Annotated in this window: 21 protein-coding genes and 1 pseudogene; 9 read left to right on the forward strand and 13 right to left on the reverse strand. The window is 64.2% G+C overall.

All coding sequences use genetic code 11. From position 1 onward, the window contains the following. Positions 1 to 2 precede the first annotated feature (2 nt). From J2Y63_RS16605 to J2Y63_RS16650, 10 genes are all read right to left on the reverse strand, one after another. Positions 3 to 401: a hypothetical protein gene (locus J2Y63_RS16605; RefSeq protein ID WP_435266985.1), complete on the reverse strand. Its 399-nt coding sequence runs from the start codon at positions 399 to 401 to the stop codon at positions 3 to 5. A 17-nt stretch (positions 402 to 418) separates the two neighbouring features. After that, positions 419 to 730 carry a hypothetical protein gene (locus J2Y63_RS16610; RefSeq protein ID WP_435266986.1) on the reverse strand — a complete coding sequence of 104 codons (312 nt, stop codon included), beginning with the start codon at positions 728 to 730 and terminating at the stop codon, positions 419 to 421. Positions 731 to 893: 163 nt separating this feature from the next. Then, positions 894 to 2,966 carry an ASKHA domain-containing protein gene (locus J2Y63_RS16615; protein ID WP_435266987.1) on the reverse strand — a complete coding sequence of 691 codons (2,073 nt, stop codon included), beginning with the start codon at positions 2,964 to 2,966 and terminating at the stop codon, positions 894 to 896. Positions 2,967 to 2,999: 33 nt separating this feature from the next. Beyond that, positions 3,000 to 3,323: a hypothetical protein gene (locus J2Y63_RS16620; protein ID WP_435267203.1), complete on the reverse strand. Its 324-nt coding sequence runs from the start codon at positions 3,321 to 3,323 to the stop codon at positions 3,000 to 3,002. Position 3,324: 1 nt separating this feature from the next. Beyond that, entirely contained in the window at positions 3,325 to 4,287 is a 963-nt protein-coding gene (locus J2Y63_RS16625; RefSeq protein WP_435266988.1) for a methyltetrahydrofolate cobalamin methyltransferase, read from the reverse strand. Between the two features lie 90 nt (positions 4,288 to 4,377). Further along, on the reverse strand, positions 4,378 to 5,472 hold the full coding sequence (locus tag J2Y63_RS16630; protein WP_256115457.1) for a methylenetetrahydrofolate reductase: 1,095 nt from the start codon (positions 5,470 to 5,472) through the stop codon (positions 4,378 to 4,380). A 3-nt stretch (positions 5,473 to 5,475) separates the two neighbouring features. Continuing rightward, the gene (locus J2Y63_RS16635; RefSeq protein ID WP_256115458.1) at positions 5,476 to 6,075 is read right to left on the reverse strand and encodes a methylenetetrahydrofolate reductase C-terminal domain-containing protein; all 600 of its coding nucleotides are present in this window, start codon (positions 6,073 to 6,075) and stop codon (positions 5,476 to 5,478) included. Beyond that, complete coding sequence (locus J2Y63_RS16640; RefSeq protein ID WP_435266989.1) at positions 6,068 to 6,370, reverse strand: virulence factor; 303 nt, start codon at positions 6,368 to 6,370, stop codon at positions 6,068 to 6,070. Before J2Y63_RS16640 ends, J2Y63_RS16635 begins: the two co-directional genes overlap by 8 nt. 200 nt (positions 6,371 to 6,570) lie before the next feature. Further along, on the reverse strand, positions 6,571 to 7,353 hold the full coding sequence (locus J2Y63_RS16645; RefSeq protein WP_435266990.1) for a formyl transferase: 783 nt from the start codon (positions 7,351 to 7,353) through the stop codon (positions 6,571 to 6,573). A gap of 97 nt (positions 7,354 to 7,450) precedes the next feature. Then, positions 7,451 to 8,092, reverse strand: a complete 642-nt coding sequence (locus tag J2Y63_RS16650) for a DUF1638 domain-containing protein (protein ID WP_435266991.1) — start codon at positions 8,090 to 8,092, stop codon at positions 7,451 to 7,453. Positions 8,093 to 8,109: 17 nt separating this feature from the next. On the opposite strand from J2Y63_RS16650, the gene J2Y63_RS16655 reads away from it, so the two are divergent. Further along, a complete protein-coding gene (locus J2Y63_RS16655; protein ID WP_256115462.1) occupies positions 8,110 to 8,268 on the forward strand; it encodes an entericidin in 159 nt (52 codons plus the stop codon). Positions 8,269 to 8,321: 53 nt separating this feature from the next. Here J2Y63_RS16655 and J2Y63_RS16660 read toward each other — a convergent pair whose 3' ends face one another. Continuing rightward, on the reverse strand, positions 8,322 to 9,020 hold the full coding sequence (locus J2Y63_RS16660; RefSeq protein ID WP_256115463.1) for a corrinoid protein: 699 nt from the start codon (positions 9,018 to 9,020) through the stop codon (positions 8,322 to 8,324). 338 nt (positions 9,021 to 9,358) lie between these two features. On the opposite strand from J2Y63_RS16660, the gene J2Y63_RS16665 reads away from it, so the two are divergent. The 6 genes from J2Y63_RS16665 (at position 9,359) to J2Y63_RS16690 (ending at position 16,444) form a co-directional block, all read left to right on the forward strand. Further along, positions 9,359 to 10,945: a trimethylamine methyltransferase family protein gene (locus J2Y63_RS16665; RefSeq protein WP_435266992.1), complete on the forward strand. Its 1,587-nt coding sequence runs from the start codon at positions 9,359 to 9,361 to the stop codon at positions 10,943 to 10,945. A 107-nt stretch (positions 10,946 to 11,052) separates the two neighbouring features. Continuing rightward, positions 11,053 to 11,745 carry a ferredoxin gene (locus J2Y63_RS16670; protein ID WP_435266993.1) on the forward strand — a complete coding sequence of 231 codons (693 nt, stop codon included), beginning with the start codon at positions 11,053 to 11,055 and terminating at the stop codon, positions 11,743 to 11,745. Positions 11,746 to 11,791: 46 nt separating this feature from the next. Beyond that, on the forward strand, positions 11,792 to 12,544 hold the full coding sequence (locus tag J2Y63_RS16675; RefSeq protein ID WP_435266994.1) for a phosphodiester glycosidase family protein: 753 nt from the start codon (positions 11,792 to 11,794) through the stop codon (positions 12,542 to 12,544). Positions 12,545 to 12,625: 81 nt separating this feature from the next. After that, a complete protein-coding gene (locus J2Y63_RS16680; RefSeq protein WP_435266995.1) occupies positions 12,626 to 13,147 on the forward strand; it encodes an RNA polymerase sigma factor in 522 nt (173 codons plus the stop codon). A gap of 14 nt (positions 13,148 to 13,161) precedes the next feature. Next, positions 13,162 to 15,210: a vWA domain-containing protein gene (locus J2Y63_RS16685; protein ID WP_435266996.1), complete on the forward strand. Its 2,049-nt coding sequence runs from the start codon at positions 13,162 to 13,164 to the stop codon at positions 15,208 to 15,210. A 349-nt stretch (positions 15,211 to 15,559) separates the two neighbouring features. After that, entirely contained in the window at positions 15,560 to 16,444 is an 885-nt protein-coding gene (locus J2Y63_RS16690) for a LysR family transcriptional regulator (RefSeq protein WP_435266997.1), read from the forward strand. Here J2Y63_RS16690 and J2Y63_RS16695 read toward each other — a convergent pair. Continuing rightward, positions 16,429 to 16,776 (reverse strand): hypothetical protein, encoded by a 348-nt coding sequence (locus J2Y63_RS16695; RefSeq protein WP_435266998.1) that lies wholly within the window; start codon positions 16,774 to 16,776, stop codon positions 16,429 to 16,431. The genes J2Y63_RS16690 and J2Y63_RS16695 overlap by 16 nt on opposite strands. 127 nt (positions 16,777 to 16,903) lie before the next feature. Here J2Y63_RS16695 and J2Y63_RS16700 point away from each other — a divergent pair, with 127 nt between their 5' ends. After that, positions 16,904 to 17,548 carry a helix-turn-helix transcriptional regulator gene (locus J2Y63_RS16700; RefSeq protein ID WP_435266999.1) on the forward strand — a complete coding sequence of 215 codons (645 nt, stop codon included), beginning with the start codon at positions 16,904 to 16,906 and terminating at the stop codon, positions 17,546 to 17,548. Further along, positions 17,545 to 18,677 (forward strand): annotated as a pseudogene (locus J2Y63_RS16705) (aminotransferase class I/II-fold pyridoxal phosphate-dependent enzyme). Before J2Y63_RS16700 ends, J2Y63_RS16705 begins: the two are co-directional and overlap by 4 nt. 9 nt (positions 18,678 to 18,686) lie before the next feature. Here J2Y63_RS16705 and J2Y63_RS16710 read toward each other — a convergent pair. Then, on the reverse strand, positions 18,687 to 19,058 hold the full coding sequence (locus J2Y63_RS16710; RefSeq protein WP_435267000.1) for a DUF4180 domain-containing protein: 372 nt from the start codon (positions 19,056 to 19,058) through the stop codon (positions 18,687 to 18,689). Positions 19,059 to 19,066: the final 8 nt, after the last annotated feature.

The raw sequence follows: 19,066 nt of genomic DNA on the forward strand, positions 1-19,066 counted from the left end.
CGTTATTCGTAGGTATAGGGCGCGCACATGTCCGCGTCGCTCTGCGGCACATCCTGCGTCGAGAAGACGGCCACCGTCGTCGTGTCGGCGTCGCCCCAGGAGGCGACATAGGTGACGGGCTCGCCGCACAGGCGGTTGCCGTTCAGCAGCACCGGATCCTTCGGCTCGGAGACGCTGTAGACCGAGCCATTCACCGTCTCTCCGCCCACCACGAACGTATCGCCGACAAGCTCGTCGAACACGATCTGCTTGCCGTTTTCGAAGGTGATGCCGAAGTCGTCGAACTCGATGTCGCCGGTGATCGCCATCGCCGTCTTGCTGATCGCCGCATAGGTGTCGGCGAGGGCGGGTGAGGTGATGGCGAACGAAAGGGCGAGGGCGAGAATGCGGGCGCGATTCATCAAAATATCTTTCAATATCAATAGCGGCGGCAGCTAAGCGTGCGGTCGCTTTCGGAGGAGGAGAAGTCGAGCGTGTCCGCCGTGATGCCGGAAAGGTAGATATAGACCTCGTCCGACAGGAAGAGCGAGTAGGAGCCGTCCGTTCCCTCCTGCACCTCCTGGACGTTATATGTGTCGTCGCCGATGCTGTAGGTCGTCGAGGTGAAGACGAAGGGCGCGCCGTCGCATTCCCATTCTCCGGTGAAGGGATAGTCCTCCTGGGCGCGCGCCGTCAGGCCGCTGGTGGAAAGAAGCATCAGCGTGAGCGCTGCAAGGCGGGCAAAAGGCATGGCGGGACTTTCTTGAGCGGGAGGGGAGCAGAGGGGCGCGCGGATCGCTGCGCCATCAACGCGCCACGACCCCGTCCTATTCTCCCACCATGCCGATAAACCGCAGAAAACAAAACGGAATTTTTTGGAGGTGGTTTATCCGTATGGTAACTGCGGCCGCCCCTTACTCGCGGCTGCGGCGCCTGCGGCGTCCGCCACCGTCGCCGCCGCCATCGTCGGCAGGCGCCTTGCGCTCGGGCAGCGTCACGACCTTGGCGAGTTCCGGGAAGGGGTCGACCTTGTTCGGCAGCGCCATGGCATTGACGAAGAGCTGCTGGAAGTTCGGCTCCAGCGCGGTCTCGATCTTCTCGATGCGGTTGACGGTCTGCTCGATCTCGCGGCGGTGGTCGCGGTTGAGCAGCGCCATCAGCGCGCCGGTGCCGGCGGCATTGCCGACTGCCTTCACCTCGTTGAGGTCGCAATCGGGAATGAGGCCGAGCACCATGGCGTATTTCGGATCGATGAAGGAGCCGAAGGCGCCGGCGAAGCGGATCGTGTCGACATGGTCGACGCCCTGCTTTTCCATCAGCAGCTTGATGCCGGCATAGAGCGCGGACTTGGCGAGCTGGATGGCGCGGATGTCGTTCTGCGTCACCGTGATGCGCTGCTCGCCGTCATGCAGCAGGTAGGAGAAGGTGCGGCCGTTCTGGAGGATGCGCGCGCTGCGCTCCGCCATCGCGCCATCGACCACGCCGTCTTCCGAGATGAGGCCGGAGAGATACATTTCGGCCACGACCTCGATGATCGCCGAGCCGCAGATGCCGGTGACGCCGACGCTGGCGGCGGCTTCGGCAAAACCCTCTTCGTCCGACCATTTTTCCACGCCGATGACGCGGAATTTCGGCTCCAGCGTCTGCGGGTCGATGCGCACGCGCTCGATGGCGCCGGGGGCGGCGCGCTGGCCGGAGGAGATTTCGGCGCCTTCGAAGGCGGGGCCTGTCGGAGACGAGGCGGCGACGACGCGCTGGCGGTTGCCAAGCACGATTTCCGCATTGGTGCCGACGTCGACGAGCAGCATCATGCGATCCTGCCGGTACGGACCCTCGGCCAGCGTCGCGCCCGCCGCATCCGCGCCGACATGGCCGGCGATGCAGGGGAGCGTATAGAGCCGGGCGCCGCGGTTGACGTCGATCTCCAGCTCGTGCGCCCAGTACTGCAGCGCGCCGGAGACGGCGAGTGCGAAGGGTGCCTGGCCGAGTTCCGTCGGGTCGATGCCGAGGAACAGGTGGTGCATGATGGGGTTGGCGACAAAAACCATATCGAGGATATCGTGCCGATCGACCTCGCCCTCGGCGCAGACCTTGCCGATCAGCCCGTTGACGGCCTCGCGCACGGCCTTGGTCATGGCTTCCCGGCCATCCGGGTTCATCATGACGTAGGAGACGCGGCTCATCAGGTCTTCGCCGAAGCGGATCTGCGGGTTGGACGTGCCGGAGGAGGCGACGATGCGGCCGGAGAGCAGCGAGACGAGATGCATGGCTATCGTCGTCGAGCCGATGTCGCAGGCGACACCGTAGGCCTCGTTCTTGAGGCCCGGCCAAAGGCCGACGATGAAGGGGCGCGATGAATCCATGTCGCGGTGGATGGCGGCGGTGACGCCCCAGTTGCCCTTGCGCAGGATCGACTGCACCTGCGGAATGAGGTGCGGCGCGATCAGGAGATCCTTCCAGCCCCAGTCCTTTTCGAGCATCACCTTCAAGCGGTCGAGATCGCCGAGCGGCTTGTGCATGTCGGGCTCGTCCACCTCGACATAGCACAGCTGGATGGCGGCATTGCGCTCGATGACACGGTCCGACGCGGCCTTGCGCACGACCTGCGCGTTGATCACCGTGTCCTGCGGCACGTCGACCACGAGATCACCGAGGATCTGGGCGGAGCAGGAGAGGCGACGGCCATCCGGCAGGCCGCGGATCTTCTCGTAGCGCTCTTCCTTCGGCCCTTTTTCGGAAATGTGGTCCAGCGAAGAGACGATCTTGTGCTTGGCGAAATTGCCTTCCTGCACCTCGATCTGACAGCGCCCGCAGGTCGCCCGCCCCCCGCACACGCTCTCGACATAGACGCCGAGTTTGCGCGCGGCTTCGAGCACGGGCGTGCCGACCGGGAAACGGCCGCGTTTGCCCGAGGGCATGAAGAGGACCAGCGGTTCTTTTGCCGAAGCTTCGGTCATGTTGGTCTCGGTCTCACCTTCGTAGCGCATCAGTCGTACTTTCCTGTGGGCAAAAAATGCCCGTCAGCGTTTCTTGGCGGTAAGGCGCTTTACGTTGCGCCGCACCCGCTTGCCATAGGGTTTTATCGCGGCCTCGGAGACGGCGCGGGCCGTGGCGGAGGGCGACGCGGCTGTCATCATGGCCTTTGCAACAGCAAAATTGGCCGCCACGACGCTCTCCGCCGTGGCAGCCATCTTTTCGGTGACCATCTTGGTCATTTCCGCGGTGTTCTGCGTCGATCCTGTCAGTGCCGCAAAGCCCATCTCGTGGCAGCGCATGGCGATGACGAGCGGCGCCTCCAGCCAGAGGCTGAAGGCATCACGACGAAACTGGCGCCCGCCCGTCATCCTATTCACGCACCGCGCCGGCACCGGCGCGGGCTGCACGACCGCCGCGGCGGCCACCGGCGGCCGGGCCCGAAGCGGCGGCAGCCACTGCGCCGCCTTCGGCCGGCTTGTGGTCGCGGTAGGTCATGATCCAGTTGGTGCAGTTCGGGTCGGTGCCATTAAGCACGTTGGCGGCGCGCACGGCTTCCATTTCCTGCGGGCGGCAGGGGTTCATGATGGCCGACGTCATGCCGGCGCCGATGACCATCGGGATGAAGCCGGCATTGATGCCGTGGCGGTGCGGCAGGCCGAAGGAGATGTTGGAAAGGCCGCAGGTCGTGTTGACCTTCAGTTCGTTGCGCAGGCGATAGAGCAACTGGAACACCTGGCGGCCGGCATCGCCCAGCGCGCCGATCGGCATGACGAGCGGGTCGACGACGATGTCATGCGGCTTGATGCCGTGGTCCATGGCGCGCTCGACGATCTTCTTGGCGACGGCGAAGCGCACGTCCGGATCCATGGAGATGCCGGTCTCGTCATTCGAGATCGCGACGACCGGCACGTCGTATTTCTTGACGAGCGGCAGGATGGCTTCGAGCTTTTCTTCCTCGCCGGTGACGGAGTTGACCAGCGGGCGGCCCTTGGCGACCTTCAGCGCCGCTTCGATCGCGGCCGTGACGGAGCTGTCGATCGCGAGCGGGATGTCGACGAGGCCCTGGACGATCTCCAGCGTCTGGACCAGCAGGCCCGGCTCGGTTTCGTTCGGGTTGACGGAGGTGACGCCCGCGTTGATGTCGAGCATGGTTGCGCCTGCGGCGACCTGTTCCAGCGCATCCTTGATGACCGTCTCGAAATTGCCGGCGGCCATTTCCGCGGCCAGCTTCTTGCGGCCCGTCGGGTTGATGCGTTCGCCGATGACGCAGAAGGGCTGGTCGAAACCGATGATGATTTCGCGGGTGGCCGAGGCGACGATGGTGCGTGTCATATAGGATCCTCTGGGGCAGGGCGCTCGACCACGTCTAGCGCGCGATTTTTCGTGTTACAAGCGTGCCGGCCGGTGGCGACCGGCCTGCGGTCAATGGGGGTGATGCGAGGCGATTTCCGCCATCTGCTGCTGGTTCTGTTCGACGCCCTCGCGAGTTCTCTCGATGCGCTCGGCCACCATCTGGTCGACGGGGTTCGGCTCGCGCTTCCAGGGCTGGCGGCCCTTCAGCACGCCGGAATCATGCACGATCTCTGCGACATATTCTTCCTGGCGGTAGGCCATGACGTGCACGCCGGAAACGCCCTCGATCTCCTTCACCTCATTGATGATGTCGATGCAGAGCTGCTTGCCTTCCTTCTTCTGGTCCTGCGCGCCTTCGAGCCGCGCGACGATCGAATCCGGAATATGGATGCCGGGCACGTTCGAGCGGATCCACTTGGCCGTCTTGGCCGACGCCATCGGGCCGACGCCGACGAGGATGAAGCACTTTTCGTGCAGGCCGAGGTCGCGCACCTTCTTCATATATTCCCGGAACATCGGCACGTCGAAGCAATACTGGCTCTGGACGAACTGCGCGCCCGCCTCGATCTTCTTGCCAAGCCGGTAGGGGCGGAAATCGTAGGGCGGCGCGAAGGGGTTTATCGCGGCACCCAGGAAGACCTTCGGCGGCGTCGTCAGCTTGCGGCCGGACAGGAATTTTCCGTTGTCGCGCATGATGCGCACGGTTTCGAGCAGCGACATGCAATCGAGGTCGAAGACGGGCTTTGCGCCCGGCTGGTCGCCGGCCTGCACGCCGTCGCCGGTCAGGCACATCATATTGGTGACGCCCATGGCGGCACCGCCGAGAACGTCGCCCTGGATGGCGATGCGGTTCTTGTCGCGGCAGGCGATCTGCATGATCGGCGCATAGCCCATGCGGGTCAAAAGCGCGCAGATGCCGACGGAGGACATGTGGCAGTTGGCTCCCGACGCGTCGACCGCGTTGATGCCGTCCACCCAGCCGTCGAAGATCGCGGCGCGCTCATATACGTCTTCCGGGTTGGCGCTGTCGGGCGGGTTGAGTTCGGTCGTGACCGCGAACTCGCCGCGGCGCAGCACGCGCTCCAGCCGGCCGAGCGAGGAATGGCCGGGCAGCGGATCGAGCGGCAGGTGGGGGCCGAGCGGGTTTTCGTCGATATGCGCCATGGATCAGGCGTCCTTTCCGGCTGCGGCAGCGGCTTCCTTGGCGGCGGCGGCTTCGGCTGTGACGCGCAGCCACGAGGAGGTCTCGCGCAGCGACTGGTTCACCGGCTTCTGCACGTTCATGATGGCATTCCCCTTCACCATGTTCTGCGAGCCCTTCCACGCCTGGACCCAGACGCAGGGCATATCCGGTTCCACTTCGCAATTGCCATTGGCGCGAACGCCGCCGCAGGGGCCGTTGCGAAGCTGCTTGGGACAGTTCATCGGGCAGGACATGCCCGTGGACGACAGCGCGCACTGGCCGCACATGCGACAGTCGAAGAGGAAACCCTTCACATGCTTTTCGACGAAGGTGATCGGACGCTCAACGCGCTGGTAGCCGAAGAGTTTCCACACCGGGTGCAGCAGCAGGAAGAGATCGGCGAAGCGGTGGTAAAACCATTCCAGGAACCGCGAATTGCGCACGGCCCAGAGGCGGACCGTGTATTTGCGCCGTGCACGGCGGCTCGGCGACACGCCGGCCGGCGTGAAGGCGCCGGTGGCGGCCTTCTTGGCGGGCGCGGCATTGCCGGGTTTCGGATCAGCCCCCGGTTTTGGATCAGCCATTATCTCGGCCTCCGGCTTTGACGAGCGCGACGAGGCGCTCGCGGTCATAGGCCTCCTCGAATTCGGCCGCGGCCTTGTCGGCTTCGGCTTCGAGGTCGTCGGAGACGGGCACCGGATCGGCCTTGCGCCATTCGGCGAGGTAATCGTCGGTCTCGGCGGCACCCGTGCGCATGGCGCACATGTCGATCGCCTCGGTGAAGCGCAGCGAGAGTTCGCGCTTGGCCGTCGCGCGGCCCTTCTTGATGATGACCTGGGCGGGGATGTCGCGCCAGTAGACGATGATGCGGTCTGCCATGTCGAAATTCTCCCAGAGCGTTTCTTCGGGTCGCGAAAACGCTCTTCCTCATATTTTTCGCAACTCCGGACGGAAAACCGTCGCACGGTTTTTCCCGGATTGCTCTAGCGCTGACAATGCGGTCTGGCCGCGTCGCGGGCTTCTTTCGCCACGACTGCCCCATGCTCAAAAACGACGTCGGATTCGACTGTCCAGAGGTTTTACCAGATGCCGCGGGTCACGCCGTTCCAGAGCCAGGTCCAGATCGGCGGATGATACCATTGCCGCGAGGGCGCCGCTATTTTCAAAGGCTTGAGCTTGCCTGTGGCGGCATCGTGCAACGCCTGCACGACGATGCCCGTGGAGGCCGAGGTCTGGAGCAGCGGATAGGTGTGCATCGTGTCGCGTTTGGAAGGTTTCGTCCGCTGCTGGTAGAGCACGTCGCCGGTGTCCACGCCGGGATCGACGAGGTGAACGGTGGCGCCGAAATTCGCCTCGTCGGACTGGATTCGCGACCAGTAACCGCCCTGCAGGCCGCGATATTGCGGGTTGATTCCGGCATGGAAATTGAGGACGGGGCAGGCAATGGCGGCAAGCATCTCCGCCTTCATCATGCGGCAACTGACGAGAAGCAATGCGGCCGGCTTGATCTCGCCGACGGCTTTCAAGAGTTCCGGGCTGTTGGCGGACGGCACCATGATGCGGCGGATTCGCGAGTCGATAGCCGCGCTTACGCCGAACTCTTCAATGATTTCCTGAGCGCGGGCGGTGGTGAAGCGTTTGCCGAGTTTCGAGACCATCATGGTGGCGAGCTGGCCAAGCGCCTGCACCCAGCCGAGCTTTTTCGCACGCCGGCGGATAAAGAGCTTTTTCGATTCGGGCTGTTCCTCGATCACCACGAGGTTCGGGAAAGCGGCCTTCACGGCATTGACGACGATTTCCGGGTTGGGACCGGGCTGGATGAGCATCGCCACCGTTTCCGTCCGTGTTTCGCGTTCCGTCATGTCCAAGCCCCGCCTTCGTTTGGGCGGCATCATCCTCGCGAGGGCTTAGGAAGCGGTAACCGCGGCAGCGGATTTATCCGGCAGGGCTAAGGATTGGTTAGCGGGCGCGCAGCAGTTCGCCGCTCAGATCGCCATAGCCGGTGAAGCGGTATTCGTAGGCGAGGCCGAGGTAGTCGGCGGCCTCCTGGGCCTTCTTCTGCAAGCCTTGGTCCTCGACCTGCGAGAGATAGACGAGCTTGGTGTAATTGCCGAAATACATGTCCTTCAGTTGCGGATAGCGGTCCAGCCCGAGCGGCTCGATGACGAAGGCGCGGAATTGGCGGGCGAGGAAATCCGTGAGGAAGAAGGCCGTGACGTCGTCCTCTGTTGCTGCGAAAGCCTCGTTGCCCGCGAAGAAGGAATAACAGTGCGGACCGGCGATGCGCTCGACGCCCAGCCTTTCGCAGACCTTGTCGAGCAGGCCGCCGGTGCCGCAATCGGAATAGCCTACGAAGACGCGCTCGAAACCGGCTGCACGCGCCTCCTCGACGGCCTTTTCGACGCCGGGGGCGATCTTTTCGGGATGGGCGTGCCAAATGGCGGGCAGACAGAGAAGGTCGATATGGTCGAGCCCGTTTGCATCGAGGATGGCCAGAACCTCGCGCGCGATGGCGCCGCAGGCGATGACGCGAACCTTTTCGGCTTTCGTGCGTTCATCGCTCGGACTTCCGAGCTGAAGTTCTACGTCAACCGCATCCATGTAGAGGGACTCCGACCATGACTGGGACACACCTGACCCGCATCAGCATCGTTCTCGCCGCACTCCTGGCACTCAGCGCCTGCGGCAACACCATTCGCGGCATGGGACGGGATACGGCCAATGCCGTGGATGCGACGCAGGCCGCCGGCAACGACATCGACAACGCCGCAAACTAAACGTCGTGAGCGAATGGCGCCGATTCAAGACCGGCGCCGTCGCAATTCGGGTTTCAGGCGCCAGCCAGCATGTTGTGCTTGCGCTTCATGAATTCCTTGGCCGTTTCGACCGCCACGGCCGCGTCGCGGCAATAGGCGTCCGCACCGACGGCCTTGCCGAATTCCTCGTTCAGCGGCGCGCCGCCGACGAGAACGACGTAGTCGTCGCGCAGACCCTTTTCCTTCATCGTGTCGATGACGACCTTCATGTAGGGCATGGTGGTCGTCAGCAGCGCCGACATGCCGAGGATATCCGGCTGCTCGCGCTCGATGGCTTCCAGGTAGTTTTCGACCGGGTTGTTGATGCCGAGGTCGACGACGTCGAAGCCAGCCCCTTCCATCATCATGCCGACGAGGTTCTTGCCGATGTCGTGGATGTCGCCCTTGACGGTGCCGATGACCATCTTGCCCTGCTTCGGCGCGCCGGTGGCGGCAAGAAGCGGACGCAGGATGAACATGCCGGCCTTCATCGCATTGGCGGAGAGCAGCACTTCCGGCACGAACAGGATGCCGTCGCGGAAGTCGACGCCGACGATGCGCATGCCTTCGACGAGCGCCTGGGTGAGGATGTCGTAGGGTGCCCAGCCGCGTTCGAGCAGGATGTTCGTGCCCTCTTCGATTTCCTCCTTCAGGCCGTCGTAGAGGTCGTCGTGCATCTGCTGCACAAGCTCTTCGTCGGAAAGGTCGGCGAGAATGATATCGTCGTCAGCCATGGTGTTTCCTCGTCTCCATTGGCGCTTGCCACGCAGCAGGCCCGTTACACAGAAATATCCTGCCTGTTGCACGAACCTGATATTGAAAGCGACGTCGCATACAGTGAAAAGCGACCCGCCGAACTCTTGTTCCATCCATAGCCCGCAAAGCCGTGAATTGACAGCGCAAACAAGCGAATGGCGCTACGATCGCCGTGGCATTCCCGCTATAGTCCGCGCCAAGCCGGTATCCAGCGTGCGCCACGGCTTGGCGCATTGAGAACCGTCCCGCCCCGGCGGCTTGCTAGCATAGGAAAAGAGGCGTCGCGATGCGCCGCGATAACAAGGAAAGACGGATCATGAGCGAGGAAATCCAGCAGGTGGCAGCCGAGGGCGCAAGCGAAGGCGGCGGCCGCCGTTCGCGTGGTGAGGGACGTGGTGCCGCCGCGCGGCGTGCATCGCGCACGGGTGGCGGTCCAGGCCCCTCGCTGCCCTACATCACCCGCAAGATCAAGGAATACGAGGTCCTCGACGAAGAAGGCCTGCAACTGATCGAGAACAATGCCGACCGCGTGCTGGAAGAGATCGGCATCGAATTCCGCGAGGACCCGGAAGCGCTGGCGCTCTGGAAGGAAGCCGGCGCCGACGTGCGCGGCGAGCGCGTGCATTTCCCCAAGGGCCTCTGCCGCGAGCTGCTGAAGACCGCGCCGTCGCAGTTCACCTGGCATGCCCGCAATCCCGAGCGCAACGTCCAGATCGGCGGCAAGGCCACCGTCTTCGCGCCGGTCTACGGCCCTCCGTTCGTGCGCGACCTCGAAGGCGTCAGACGTTATGCGACGATCGAGGATTTCCGCAACTTCGTGAAGCTTGCCTATCTCGCGCCGTCGATGCATTCGTCGGGCGGCACGGTCTGCGAACCGGTGGACGTGCCGGTGAACAAGCGTCACCTCGACATGGTCTACAGCCACATCAAATATTCCGACAAGCCGTTCATGGGTTCTGTCACCGCACCTGAGCGTGCGGAAGACACGATCGCCATGGCGAAGCTGGTCTTCGGCGACGAGTTCGTCGAGAACAATTGCGTGACGCTGAACCTCATCAATGCCAACTCGCCGATGGTCTTCGACGAGACCATGGTGGGCGCGCTGAAGGTCTATGCGCGGCATAACCAGGCCTGCGTCGTCTCGCCGTTCATCCTGTCGGGCGCCATGAGCCCGGTCACGGTCGCCGGTACGCTGACGCAGATCCTTGCCGAAGTTCTCGCCGGTGCCTCCTTCACCCAGCTCATCCGCAAGGGAGCGCCGGTGCTGTTCGGCACGTTCGCGGCCTCGATTTCCATGCAGTCGGGCGCGCCGACCTTCGGTTCGCCGGAGCCGTCTCTGGTGTCCTACGGTGCGGCCCAACTCGCCCGCCGTCTCGGCATTCCGTTCCGTACCGGCGGCTCGCTCTGCGGCTCCAAGGTTCCGGATGCGCAGGCGGCGCACGAATCGGCCAACACGATCAACATGACGCTGCTTGCCGGCACGAATTTCGTACTGCATGCCGCCGGCTGGCTCGAAGGCGGTCTCGTTTCGTCCTACGAGAAGTTCATGATCGACCAGGACCAGCTCGGCATGATGCAGAAGCTTGCCGAGGGCGTGGATCTTTCCGAAAACGCGCAGGCGCTCGATGCCATCCGCGAAGTCGGCCCCGGCAGCCACTATCTCGGCTGCGCCCACACCCAGGCCAACTTCCAGACCGCCTTCTACCGCTCGCCGCTCGCCGACAACAATTCGTTCGAGCAGTGGGAAATCGAAGGCCAGAAGCGCATCGAGGAACGCGCCAACGCGCTGTGCCGCACCTGGCTCGAAAGCTACGAGGCGCCCTATCTCGACCCGGCGATCGACGATGCGTTGCTCGCCTATGTCGCCGAGCGCAAGAATTCCATGCCGGACGCCTTCACCTGAAAGGGTCCCGATCGCGCCAGGGAGCAAGGCGGAGCGACGCGGGTGGCCGACATGATTCAAAAAGAGGTCTGGCGTCCGCATTATGAACTTAAAGGGGACGTGACCCGGTGAGGGCGCGTCGCCCCGATCTCGACACCATCCGTGCGGCGCTTGCGCCGCACGGTCTTTTTTTGCGCGGTGCCGTGAATTTCGCGGAAGGCGAGGCGGCTCCGGTACTGGCAGATGGCAACCTCGCAGCCAGCGTCGCGCTCGTCGGCAATATCGGCAGTTCGATCTGGCCGGCCTTTTCCTGCTGGCGGGAGGAGCAGCCCGACCGCGGCGGTGACGACCCGCTCGACACCTGGTCGAAAGCGGTTCTTCGAACCGTGGCCGCATCGGCCGGCGCGACCACCTGGTTTCCTTCCGACCCACCCTGGCAACCCTTCCAGCAATGGGCCATGCGCGCGGAAGGCCTGAAAACCTCGCCGCTCGGTATTCTCATCCACCCGGTCTACGGCCTCTGGCACGGCTATCGCGGTGCGCTTGGTTTTGCGGCGCCGATCGAGGATGTGCCGGCATCAAGGGCGCCGCATCCCTGTGATCACTGTCCTGACAAGCCTTGCCTCACCACCTGTCCCGCCGGCGCCGTGCGGACGGATGCCTTTGACGTGCCGGCCTGTCGCAGCCATCTGCGCTCGCCGCAGGGGCGGGGCGGGTGCATGGTCTCTGGCTGTCTCGCCCGCGCCGCCTGTCCCGTCGGCGCCGGCTACCGTTACAATGATGCCCAGCTTCGTTTCCACATGGCGGTGCTGTCGCTTTGAGCGTTCGCTGCTAAATTCGCCGCATTGCCATCCGAGCCAGGAGTTCATGCGCGCAATTCTGTTTCTCTCCACCCTGTTTGCCGCCTTCGTCTTGCGGAGTACCGCCATGGCCGAACCGCCGAAATGCGCCGAGATCGAACATCTTTCCGGCCGCTACACCGTCTGCACCTTCGACCCGGCCACGGAGACGATCCGCCTCTATGGCGCGGCAACGCTCGGCGAGGGCGGGGCGAGCTATGACCAGCTCAACACGCATCTGCTGCGCAACCGGCAGCACATGAGTTTCGCCATGAATGGCGGCATGTACCATCCGGATTACGGGCCGGTCGGGCTGCTGGTGGAGCATGGCCGCGGGACCGGAGCGCTGAACCGCGACGATGCCTTCGGCAATTTCTTCCTGAAGCCGAACGGCGTGTTCTGGGTGGGCGAGGGCAAGGCGGGGGTGATGGAGACGGAGGCTTACCTGAAGGCCGGGCTTTCGCCGCAGGAGGCGACGCAATCCGGGCCGATGCTGGTGGTGGAGGGGAACATCCACCCGAAATTCCTGGCGGATGGCACCAGCTTCCAAATCCGCAACGGCGTCGGCATCCTGTCGGACGGCCGCGTTGCCTTTGCGATTTCGAAGAATCCGGTGCGCTTCCACGATTTCGCGACGTTGTTTCGCGATCGCCTGCAATGCAGGAATGCGCTCTTCCTCGACGGCAGCATTTCCAGCCTCTATTCCCCGGAAATCCGGCGTCACGACCGGCGTGCGGTGATGGGAACGATCATCGCCGTCGTGAAAAATCTGCCGGGTTGAGAAAAAATCTTTCGCCGCCACCCAAGGATTGCCGCCTGACGCACGTCTGAAAGGATAGTGCACCGGAATCGGGATGGACCCGTGGAAACAGAACTCGTCGAAAAGGCGGCTTTGGGCGACAGGCAGGCTTTCGCCGCGCTTGTCGAAGGCCGCTATGATTTCATCCATGCCGTCGCCTGGCGATGGTGCGGCGACCGGCAGGATGCCGAGGATGTGGCGCAGGAGGTGTGCATACGCCTCGCCGCCGCGATCCGCGGGTTCAAGGGTGCCAGCCGCTTCGGCACCTGGCTTTATACGGTGACGCTGAATGCGGCGCGTGACCAGATGCGCAAGCGCCGCCGGGCCGAATGGCGTGATGCGGCCTATCTGCGCGAGCAGGCGGTGCTCGACAGCCGGCCTGACGACGATGGCAGCGCGGAGCTATGGCACGCCGTGCGCCAGCTTCCCGACAAGCAGCGCGATGCTGTGCTGCTGATCTACGGCGAAGGACTGAGCCATGCCGCCGCGGCAGACGTGCTCGGCTGCGCCGAAACGACGATTTCCTGGCATGTGCACGAGGCCCGCAAGCGCCTGAAGGTGCTTTTGCGCGATGCGGCTGCGTGACGGAAGGATAGACGATGACCGATCTTGACCTCGACAAACTCGCCCGCCGCAGACCGCCGGCTCCGGATGCCGACGCCCGCGCCCGCGCGTTCGCCTCCGCCATGCAGGCTTTCGACGATGCGGAAAAAAATGCGACCGCCCCCCAAGGTTCTGCCAGTGGCGGGCGTCGAAGCTCCATGTTCAACCGAATTTGGAGCCCTATCATGAACCGCAGACTTCTCGCCGGCTCGGCCCTTGCCACGCTTCTCGTCGTGCCCGTCGCCGGCCTCGTCACCTATGAAATGGTGCGCAACGGCACCGTGCCGCTCACCACCGAGACGGAGATTGCGGCAAAGCCCGTGGATCAGGACGTGCGCCTTCGCAAGCAGGAGGCCAAGAAGGTTCAGGGCGAATTGCAGGCGACCGCGGGAAACGGCGCCGCGGCAACCGCTGCCGACACGGCCCAGTCCACCAGCACGCTCGCCACCGAGCAGGCGCCGGTCGCCGAATTGCGCGAGGAGAAGGAGGCGGCCGCGGCCGTGCCGGAATCCTTCGCGCTCGGCGGTGCCGCCAATGTCGACGTGCTGAGCCGGTCGATTGCGCAGCCCTCCATCGTGGCGGATGGTATTGCCATGCCGATGCCGGCGGAAGACCGCGAACGTTTCGCCTCCGCCGATCCGAACCCGGTGAAGAGCGTTGCGACCGATCCGGTCTCGACCTTCTCGGCGGATGTCGACACGGCGTCCTATTCCTATGTGCGCAGCGCGCTGCTCGGCGGCAGCCTGCCGGACCAGGAGTCCGTGCGCGTCGAGGAGATGGTCAATTATTTCCCCTATGACTGGAAGGGGCCGGAGACGGTGGACAAGCCGTTCAACGCCACCGTCACCGTCATGCCAACACCGTGGAACAAGGACACGCAACTTCTCCATGTCGGCATCAAGGGCTTCGAGACGGTGGCGACGGCGCAGCCTTCCGCCAACCTCGTCTTCCTCATCGATGTGTCGGGCTCGATGGACGAAGCCGACAAGCTGCCGCTGCTGAAGAGCGCCTTCCGCCTGCTCGTCGGCAAGCTGAAGGATACCGATACGGTCTCGATCGTCACCTATGCCGGCAATGCCGGCGTGGTGCTGGAACCGACGGAGGCGAAGGAGCGCGACAAGATCCTGTCGGCCATCGACAACCTCCAGCCCGGCGGCTCGACGGCCGGCGCGGAAGGCATCGAGGCGGCCTACCGGCTGGCGCAAAAGGCCTTCAAGAAGGACGGCGTCAACCGCGTCATGCTGGCAACGGACGGCGACTTCAACGTCGGCCCGGCGAGCGACGAGGACCTGAAGCGCATCATCGAGGAGCGCCGCAAGAGCGGCATCTTCCTCTCGGTGCTGGGTTTCGGCCACGGCAACTACAATGACGGCATGATGCAGACGCTGGCGCAGAACGGCAACGGCACCGCCGCCTATATCGATACGCTCGCGGAAGCCCAGAAGACGCTGGTGGAGGAGGCGGGGTCCTCGCTCTTCCCGATCGCCAAGGACCTCAAGTTCCAGATCGAGTTCAACCCGGCGCGCATCGCCGAATATCGCCTGGTCGGCTACGAGACCCGTGTGCTCAACCGCGAGGATTTCAACAACGACAAGGTGGATGCCGGCGATATCGGCTCCGGCCACCGGGTGACCGCGATCTACGAGGTGACGCCGAAGGGCAGCCCCGCCGTGCTGAACGATGCGCTGCGCTACGGCGACGAGCAGGCGGCCACAACACCGGTCGCCGGCAGTTCGGAACTCGCCTTCCTCAAGATGCGCTGGAAGAAGCCGGACAGCGACACGAGCGAACTCGTGACCATGCCGGTGACGGATGCCAATTCGGTCGCCGACGTGAATGCGGCCGCCACGGACGTGCGCTTCTCCGTCGCGGTCGCCGCCTTCGGGCAGAAGCTGAAGGGCGTCTCCGCCCTCCAGGATTACGCCTACGGCTCGATCCTCGGCCTCGCGCAGGCTGCGAAAGGCGAAGACCCGTTCGGCTACCGGGCGGAATTCCTGAAGCTCGTGCAGCTTGCCGGCGGTCTTTCGGGGGAAAAGGCGCAATAACGTCCTTCCTCTCGATGGCGGGGAATGGCCGCCTTTAGTCCCTCCAGCCGTTCCCCGTATCGTTTCGACCCTTCCCCAGGCGGGAAGGGTCGATCGATTGTGCCTCGTGCAACGTCAAGCCAATGTCGCGCAACAGGTGGTCGTCTCCGCGGGCGAGAATCAATTGAAACGCCTCCCGTTCCGCCCGGGCCTGACGCCGCCGCGCCACCGCCATTCCCAGCGTCTTCATCCATCTTCGGAAAATGTTCATCGCCCTTGCCCTTCCATTTCCGGACAGAGCCAAGCAAAGCCGTAGACATTTCACAAACGAATAGCGATTATGGCTGGCATCAGAAAAAGCGATGGCGCCATGTATCCTCCCCTCGAAAGCGATCTGCTCAGAATTTTCGTTGCCGTGGCCCAGGCCGGCAATGTCACCCATGCAGCCGAAAGGCTCGCGCGCACGCAATCGGCCATCAGCATGCAGGTGCGCAAGCTGGAGGAATCGGTCGGCGCGACGCTTTTCGAGCGCGGCCCGCGCGGCGTCGCGCTGACCATGGAGGGCAAGCGGCTGTTGCCCTATGCAAGGCGCATCGTCGGCCTGGTCGACGAAACGACGGCGGCCATGCGAACGGCGCCGCTCGACGGGCCGGTGCGGGTCGGCATACCGGAAGAATACAACCAGACGGTCCTGCCCAATGCGCTCGCCGCCTTCGCCGAAATCCACCCCAATATCGAGGTGACGGTGCTGTGCGGCTACACCTCCCAGCAACTGGCGGCGCTGGAGGCGGACGAACTCGACCTCGCCGTCATCTTCGACTGGTGCGACGGGGTTTCCGGCGAGCTTCTGGCGATCGACCCGACCGTTTGGGTGGGCGCCGTGGCGCATAACCGGCATCTGGAGCGTCCGGTGCCGGTGGCCGTCTACTGGCGGTCGAGCTGGTGCCGGGATTTTGCGCTGCGCTCGCTGGAGCGCCACACGATCCCGTACCGCATCGCCTATACCTGCGATACGAGCGGGGGCCTCCGCTCCGCCGTCGCGAGCGGCCTCACTATCGCGCCGCTCTCGCGCAGCAACATCCCGCCGGGCGCGCGCGAACTCACCATCGCGGATGGCTTTCCGCAGATCGATTCCTCGCGTGTCGTGCTGAAGCGCAACCCGCGGCGCGGCGGGCCGGCGATCGACGGCATGGCGGATATGCTGCGCAAATCCTTCGGCCCGGTCGCGGCCGCGGCAGATCAGGCTTTCGGGTAGGCCCGTTCCAGGCCGCCGGAGCGGGTGAGCCCCGCGCGGAAGGCGGCGTAAGCGGCGTGCTGGCTGGAGCGGGCGGTTTCGGTGAGCCGCACTTGCAGGCGCGCCGGCGCCACGGTTCCAAGCCATTCGCCGAGCTTTTCCAGCTTCAACGCGTTGAGGAAACGCGCGTCGGCCGCGCGGTCGAGATGCAGCGCCAGCCCTTCCAGCAGGTTTTCGTCCTGTTTGGCATTTTCCATCAGCAGGCGCAGATAGGCCTGGTCGGCCTCGCCCAGCGCCGCAAGCTTGTCGGCCACGGTCTGCCGGTCCGGAAAGGCTGCAAGGTCCGCGCTCATCGTCATCCCCCAGAGAATCGTGTCGCTTCTGGATAGGCCGCCGAAAAACCGGTCGCAAGCCTGTCGGGCACGTTTAGATGAAAAATCCAATATTGACAAAATATCCACGATCGGATTATTTGCCGTCATGTTCGACTCATCAAACGCCGATACGCTGCTTCGCCAGCACACTGCCACGGCTGCGGCCATCTCGACCCTGTTTTATCCGCATGCCGAGATCGTGCTGCACGATCTCGAAACGGGCCTGATTGCCGGCATCTGGAATGCCTTTTCCGGCCGCAAGGCGGGCGTGGAATCGCTGGTCGAGGACGCGCTGGAAGGCGCGGGGGAAGGGGGCGTCTACGGCCCCTATGAAAAGACCGGCGAGGACGGGCGGCGGCTGAAATCGGTGACCGCCGTGCTGAAGGACGATCACGGCCAGGCGATCGGCCTCCTCTGCATCAACATGGATGTCTCGCATTTCGACGTGGCCGCCAAGCTTCTCGCCGCCTTCACCGGGGCGGTGTCGCCGCGCCCGCCGTCGCTTTTTGCCGGCGACTGGCGGGAGGAGATCAACACGGCGCTGCACGACTGGCTGCGCAGCCGCGGCCTGGCGCTGACGGCGCTCAAGAAAGGCGATCGCGTGGCGCTCGTCGCGGCCCTCGACAGCCGCGGCCTGTTCCAGACGCGCAACGCGGTCGATCATCTGGCCTCCCTCCTCGGCGCCTCGCGCGCCTCGATCTACAATTATCTCGCCGATGCCCGGCGCAGCCAGAAAGACAGGACATCATGACCACGCTGCCGGATTTCCGCCTCGAAACCCATTTTTCGCGCTGGGAGTTTAAGGCGCGCCACCACATGACCGCGAGCGATGCCGAGACGATGACCATGTCCGACCTCCTGGCGCTCGCCGGCCCGGAAGACCGGGACGCGTGGGAGCGCGTCTCGCTCGGTTATACCGAGACCTGGGGCGCGCCGGCGCTGCGCGACACCATCGCCACCACCTACGACACGCTCTCGGGCGCCGATATCCTGACCTTCGCTGGTGCGGAGGAGGGGCTTTATTGCGCCATGCTGGCTTTGCTTTCGCCGGGCGACCACGCCATCGTCACCGTGCCGAACTACAGTCGATGGAGACCATGCCGGTAACGATCACCGGCAATGTCACGGGCGTGGCGCTCAGGGCGGAAAACCGTTGGCAACTCGATCTCGACGAGGTGCGCGCGGCACTGCGGCCGGAAACCAGACTCATCGCCGTCAATTTCCCGAACAATCCGACAGGCGCCATTGCAGACCAGGATATTTTCCGCGGCCTCGCCGACCTCTGCGCTGAGCGCGGAATCCATCTCTTCTCCGACGAGGTCTATCGCGGGCTGGAAATCGATGCGGAAAAGCGCCTGCCGCAGGCGGCGGACCTGTTCGACAAGGGCATTTCGCTCAATGTCATGTCGAAGGCCTACGGCCTGCCGGGCCTGCGCATCGGCTGGATCGCCTGCCGCGATCATACGCTGCTGTCGCGCATGGAGAAGATGAAGCACTACCTCTCCATCTGCAATGCGCGGCCTTCCGAAGTGCTGGCCGGTATCGCGATCAAGGCGCGCGAGATGATTTTCGCCCGCAACCGCGCGCTCTGCGCGGAAAACATGATCAAGATCGGCGCCTTCTTCGCCGATTTTCCGCATCTCTACGACTGGGCAGCGCCGGATGGTGGCTGCGTCGCCTTTCCGCGCTATCTCGGCAAGGACGGCGTGGAAGAGCATTGCCGCCGGCTGGTGGAGGAGAAGGGTGTGCTTCTCCTGCCCTCCACCCTCTACGTCTCCGACCTCCTGCCCGTACCGATGGACCGCTTTCGCGTCGGCGTCGGGCGGCGCAACATCGATGCGGGGCTTGAAGCGTGGCGGGCGTTTCTGGCCGGCGCCTGATCGGTCTCGTCAGGCGCCCACGCGGGTGAGTTTTGCCCGCAGGTCATCGAGGCTTGCGAGAAACCAGATCGATCGCCCATTGTTCGTCTCGCGCACGAAATCGCTGAGCGCCTTGCTGTTTTCGAGCAACGGGGCAATGTCGCCGATGATGGCGCAGCGCAGGTGGTAGTTGACGAATTTCTGGAAGACGGTGCCGGCGATACGGGTTTCGAGCCGGAGGAAATCCGGGCTGAGGCGTTCCACCGGAATGGCGATCAGGTCTGCCTCCGTCGAGAAGGCTTCGCTGATAATGTCGTTGCCGTCCGCTTCGGTCGCGATCGGCGGTCCGTCAATGGCGAGCGCGAGAACTTTCGTGCCGGCCATATCCATCGTGTTCGTCATCTGAGTCT

This window comes from Shinella sp. BE166 (assembly GCF_051201095.1).
Classification (GTDB): domain Bacteria; phylum Pseudomonadota; class Alphaproteobacteria; order Rhizobiales; family Rhizobiaceae; genus Shinella; species Shinella lacus.

Excerpts from the sequence above, each read along its gene's own strand:
- J2Y63_RS16605 (WP_435266985.1), bottom strand. The coding sequence starts at position 401 with ATGAATCGCGCCCGCATTCTCGCCCTCGCCCTTTCGTTCGCCATCACC.
- J2Y63_RS16610 (WP_435266986.1), bottom strand. The coding sequence starts at position 730 with ATGCCTTTTGCCCGCCTTGCAGCGCTCACGCTGATGCTTCTTTCCACC.
- J2Y63_RS16615 (WP_435266987.1), bottom strand. The coding sequence starts at position 2,966 with ATGCGCTACGAAGGTGAGACCGAGACCAACATGACCGAAGCTTCGGCA.
- J2Y63_RS16620 (WP_435267203.1), bottom strand. The coding sequence starts at position 3,323 with ATGACGGGCGGGCGCCAGTTTCGTCGTGATGCCTTCAGCCTCTGGCTG.
- J2Y63_RS16625 (WP_435266988.1), bottom strand. The coding sequence starts at position 4,287 with ATGACACGCACCATCGTCGCCTCGGCCACCCGCGAAATCATCATCGGT.
- J2Y63_RS16630 (WP_256115457.1), bottom strand. The coding sequence starts at position 5,472 with ATGGCGCATATCGACGAAAACCCGCTCGGCCCCCACCTGCCGCTCGAT.
- J2Y63_RS16635 (WP_256115458.1), bottom strand. The coding sequence starts at position 6,075 with ATGGCTGATCCAAAACCGGGGGCTGATCCGAAACCCGGCAATGCCGCG.
- J2Y63_RS16640 (WP_435266989.1), bottom strand. The coding sequence starts at position 6,370 with ATGGCAGACCGCATCATCGTCTACTGGCGCGACATCCCCGCCCAGGTC.
- J2Y63_RS16645 (WP_435266990.1), bottom strand. The coding sequence starts at position 7,353 with ATGACGGAACGCGAAACACGGACGGAAACGGTGGCGATGCTCATCCAG.
- J2Y63_RS16650 (WP_435266991.1), bottom strand. The coding sequence starts at position 8,092 with ATGGATGCGGTTGACGTAGAACTTCAGCTCGGAAGTCCGAGCGATGAA.
- J2Y63_RS16655 (WP_256115462.1), top strand. The coding sequence starts at position 8,110 with ATGACTGGGACACACCTGACCCGCATCAGCATCGTTCTCGCCGCACTC.
- J2Y63_RS16660 (WP_256115463.1), bottom strand. The coding sequence starts at position 9,020 with ATGGCTGACGACGATATCATTCTCGCCGACCTTTCCGACGAAGAGCTT.
- J2Y63_RS16665 (WP_435266992.1), top strand. The coding sequence starts at position 9,359 with ATGAGCGAGGAAATCCAGCAGGTGGCAGCCGAGGGCGCAAGCGAAGGC.
- J2Y63_RS16675 (WP_435266994.1), top strand. The coding sequence starts at position 11,792 with ATGCGCGCAATTCTGTTTCTCTCCACCCTGTTTGCCGCCTTCGTCTTG.
- J2Y63_RS16685 (WP_435266996.1), top strand. The coding sequence starts at position 13,162 with ATGACCGATCTTGACCTCGACAAACTCGCCCGCCGCAGACCGCCGGCT.
- J2Y63_RS16690 (WP_435266997.1), top strand. The coding sequence starts at position 15,560 with ATGTATCCTCCCCTCGAAAGCGATCTGCTCAGAATTTTCGTTGCCGTG.
- J2Y63_RS16695 (WP_435266998.1), bottom strand. The coding sequence starts at position 16,776 with ATGAGCGCGGACCTTGCAGCCTTTCCGGACCGGCAGACCGTGGCCGAC.
- J2Y63_RS16700 (WP_435266999.1), top strand. The coding sequence starts at position 16,904 with ATGTTCGACTCATCAAACGCCGATACGCTGCTTCGCCAGCACACTGCC.
- J2Y63_RS16710 (WP_435267000.1), bottom strand. The coding sequence starts at position 19,058 with ATGACGAACACGATGGATATGGCCGGCACGAAAGTTCTCGCGCTCGCC.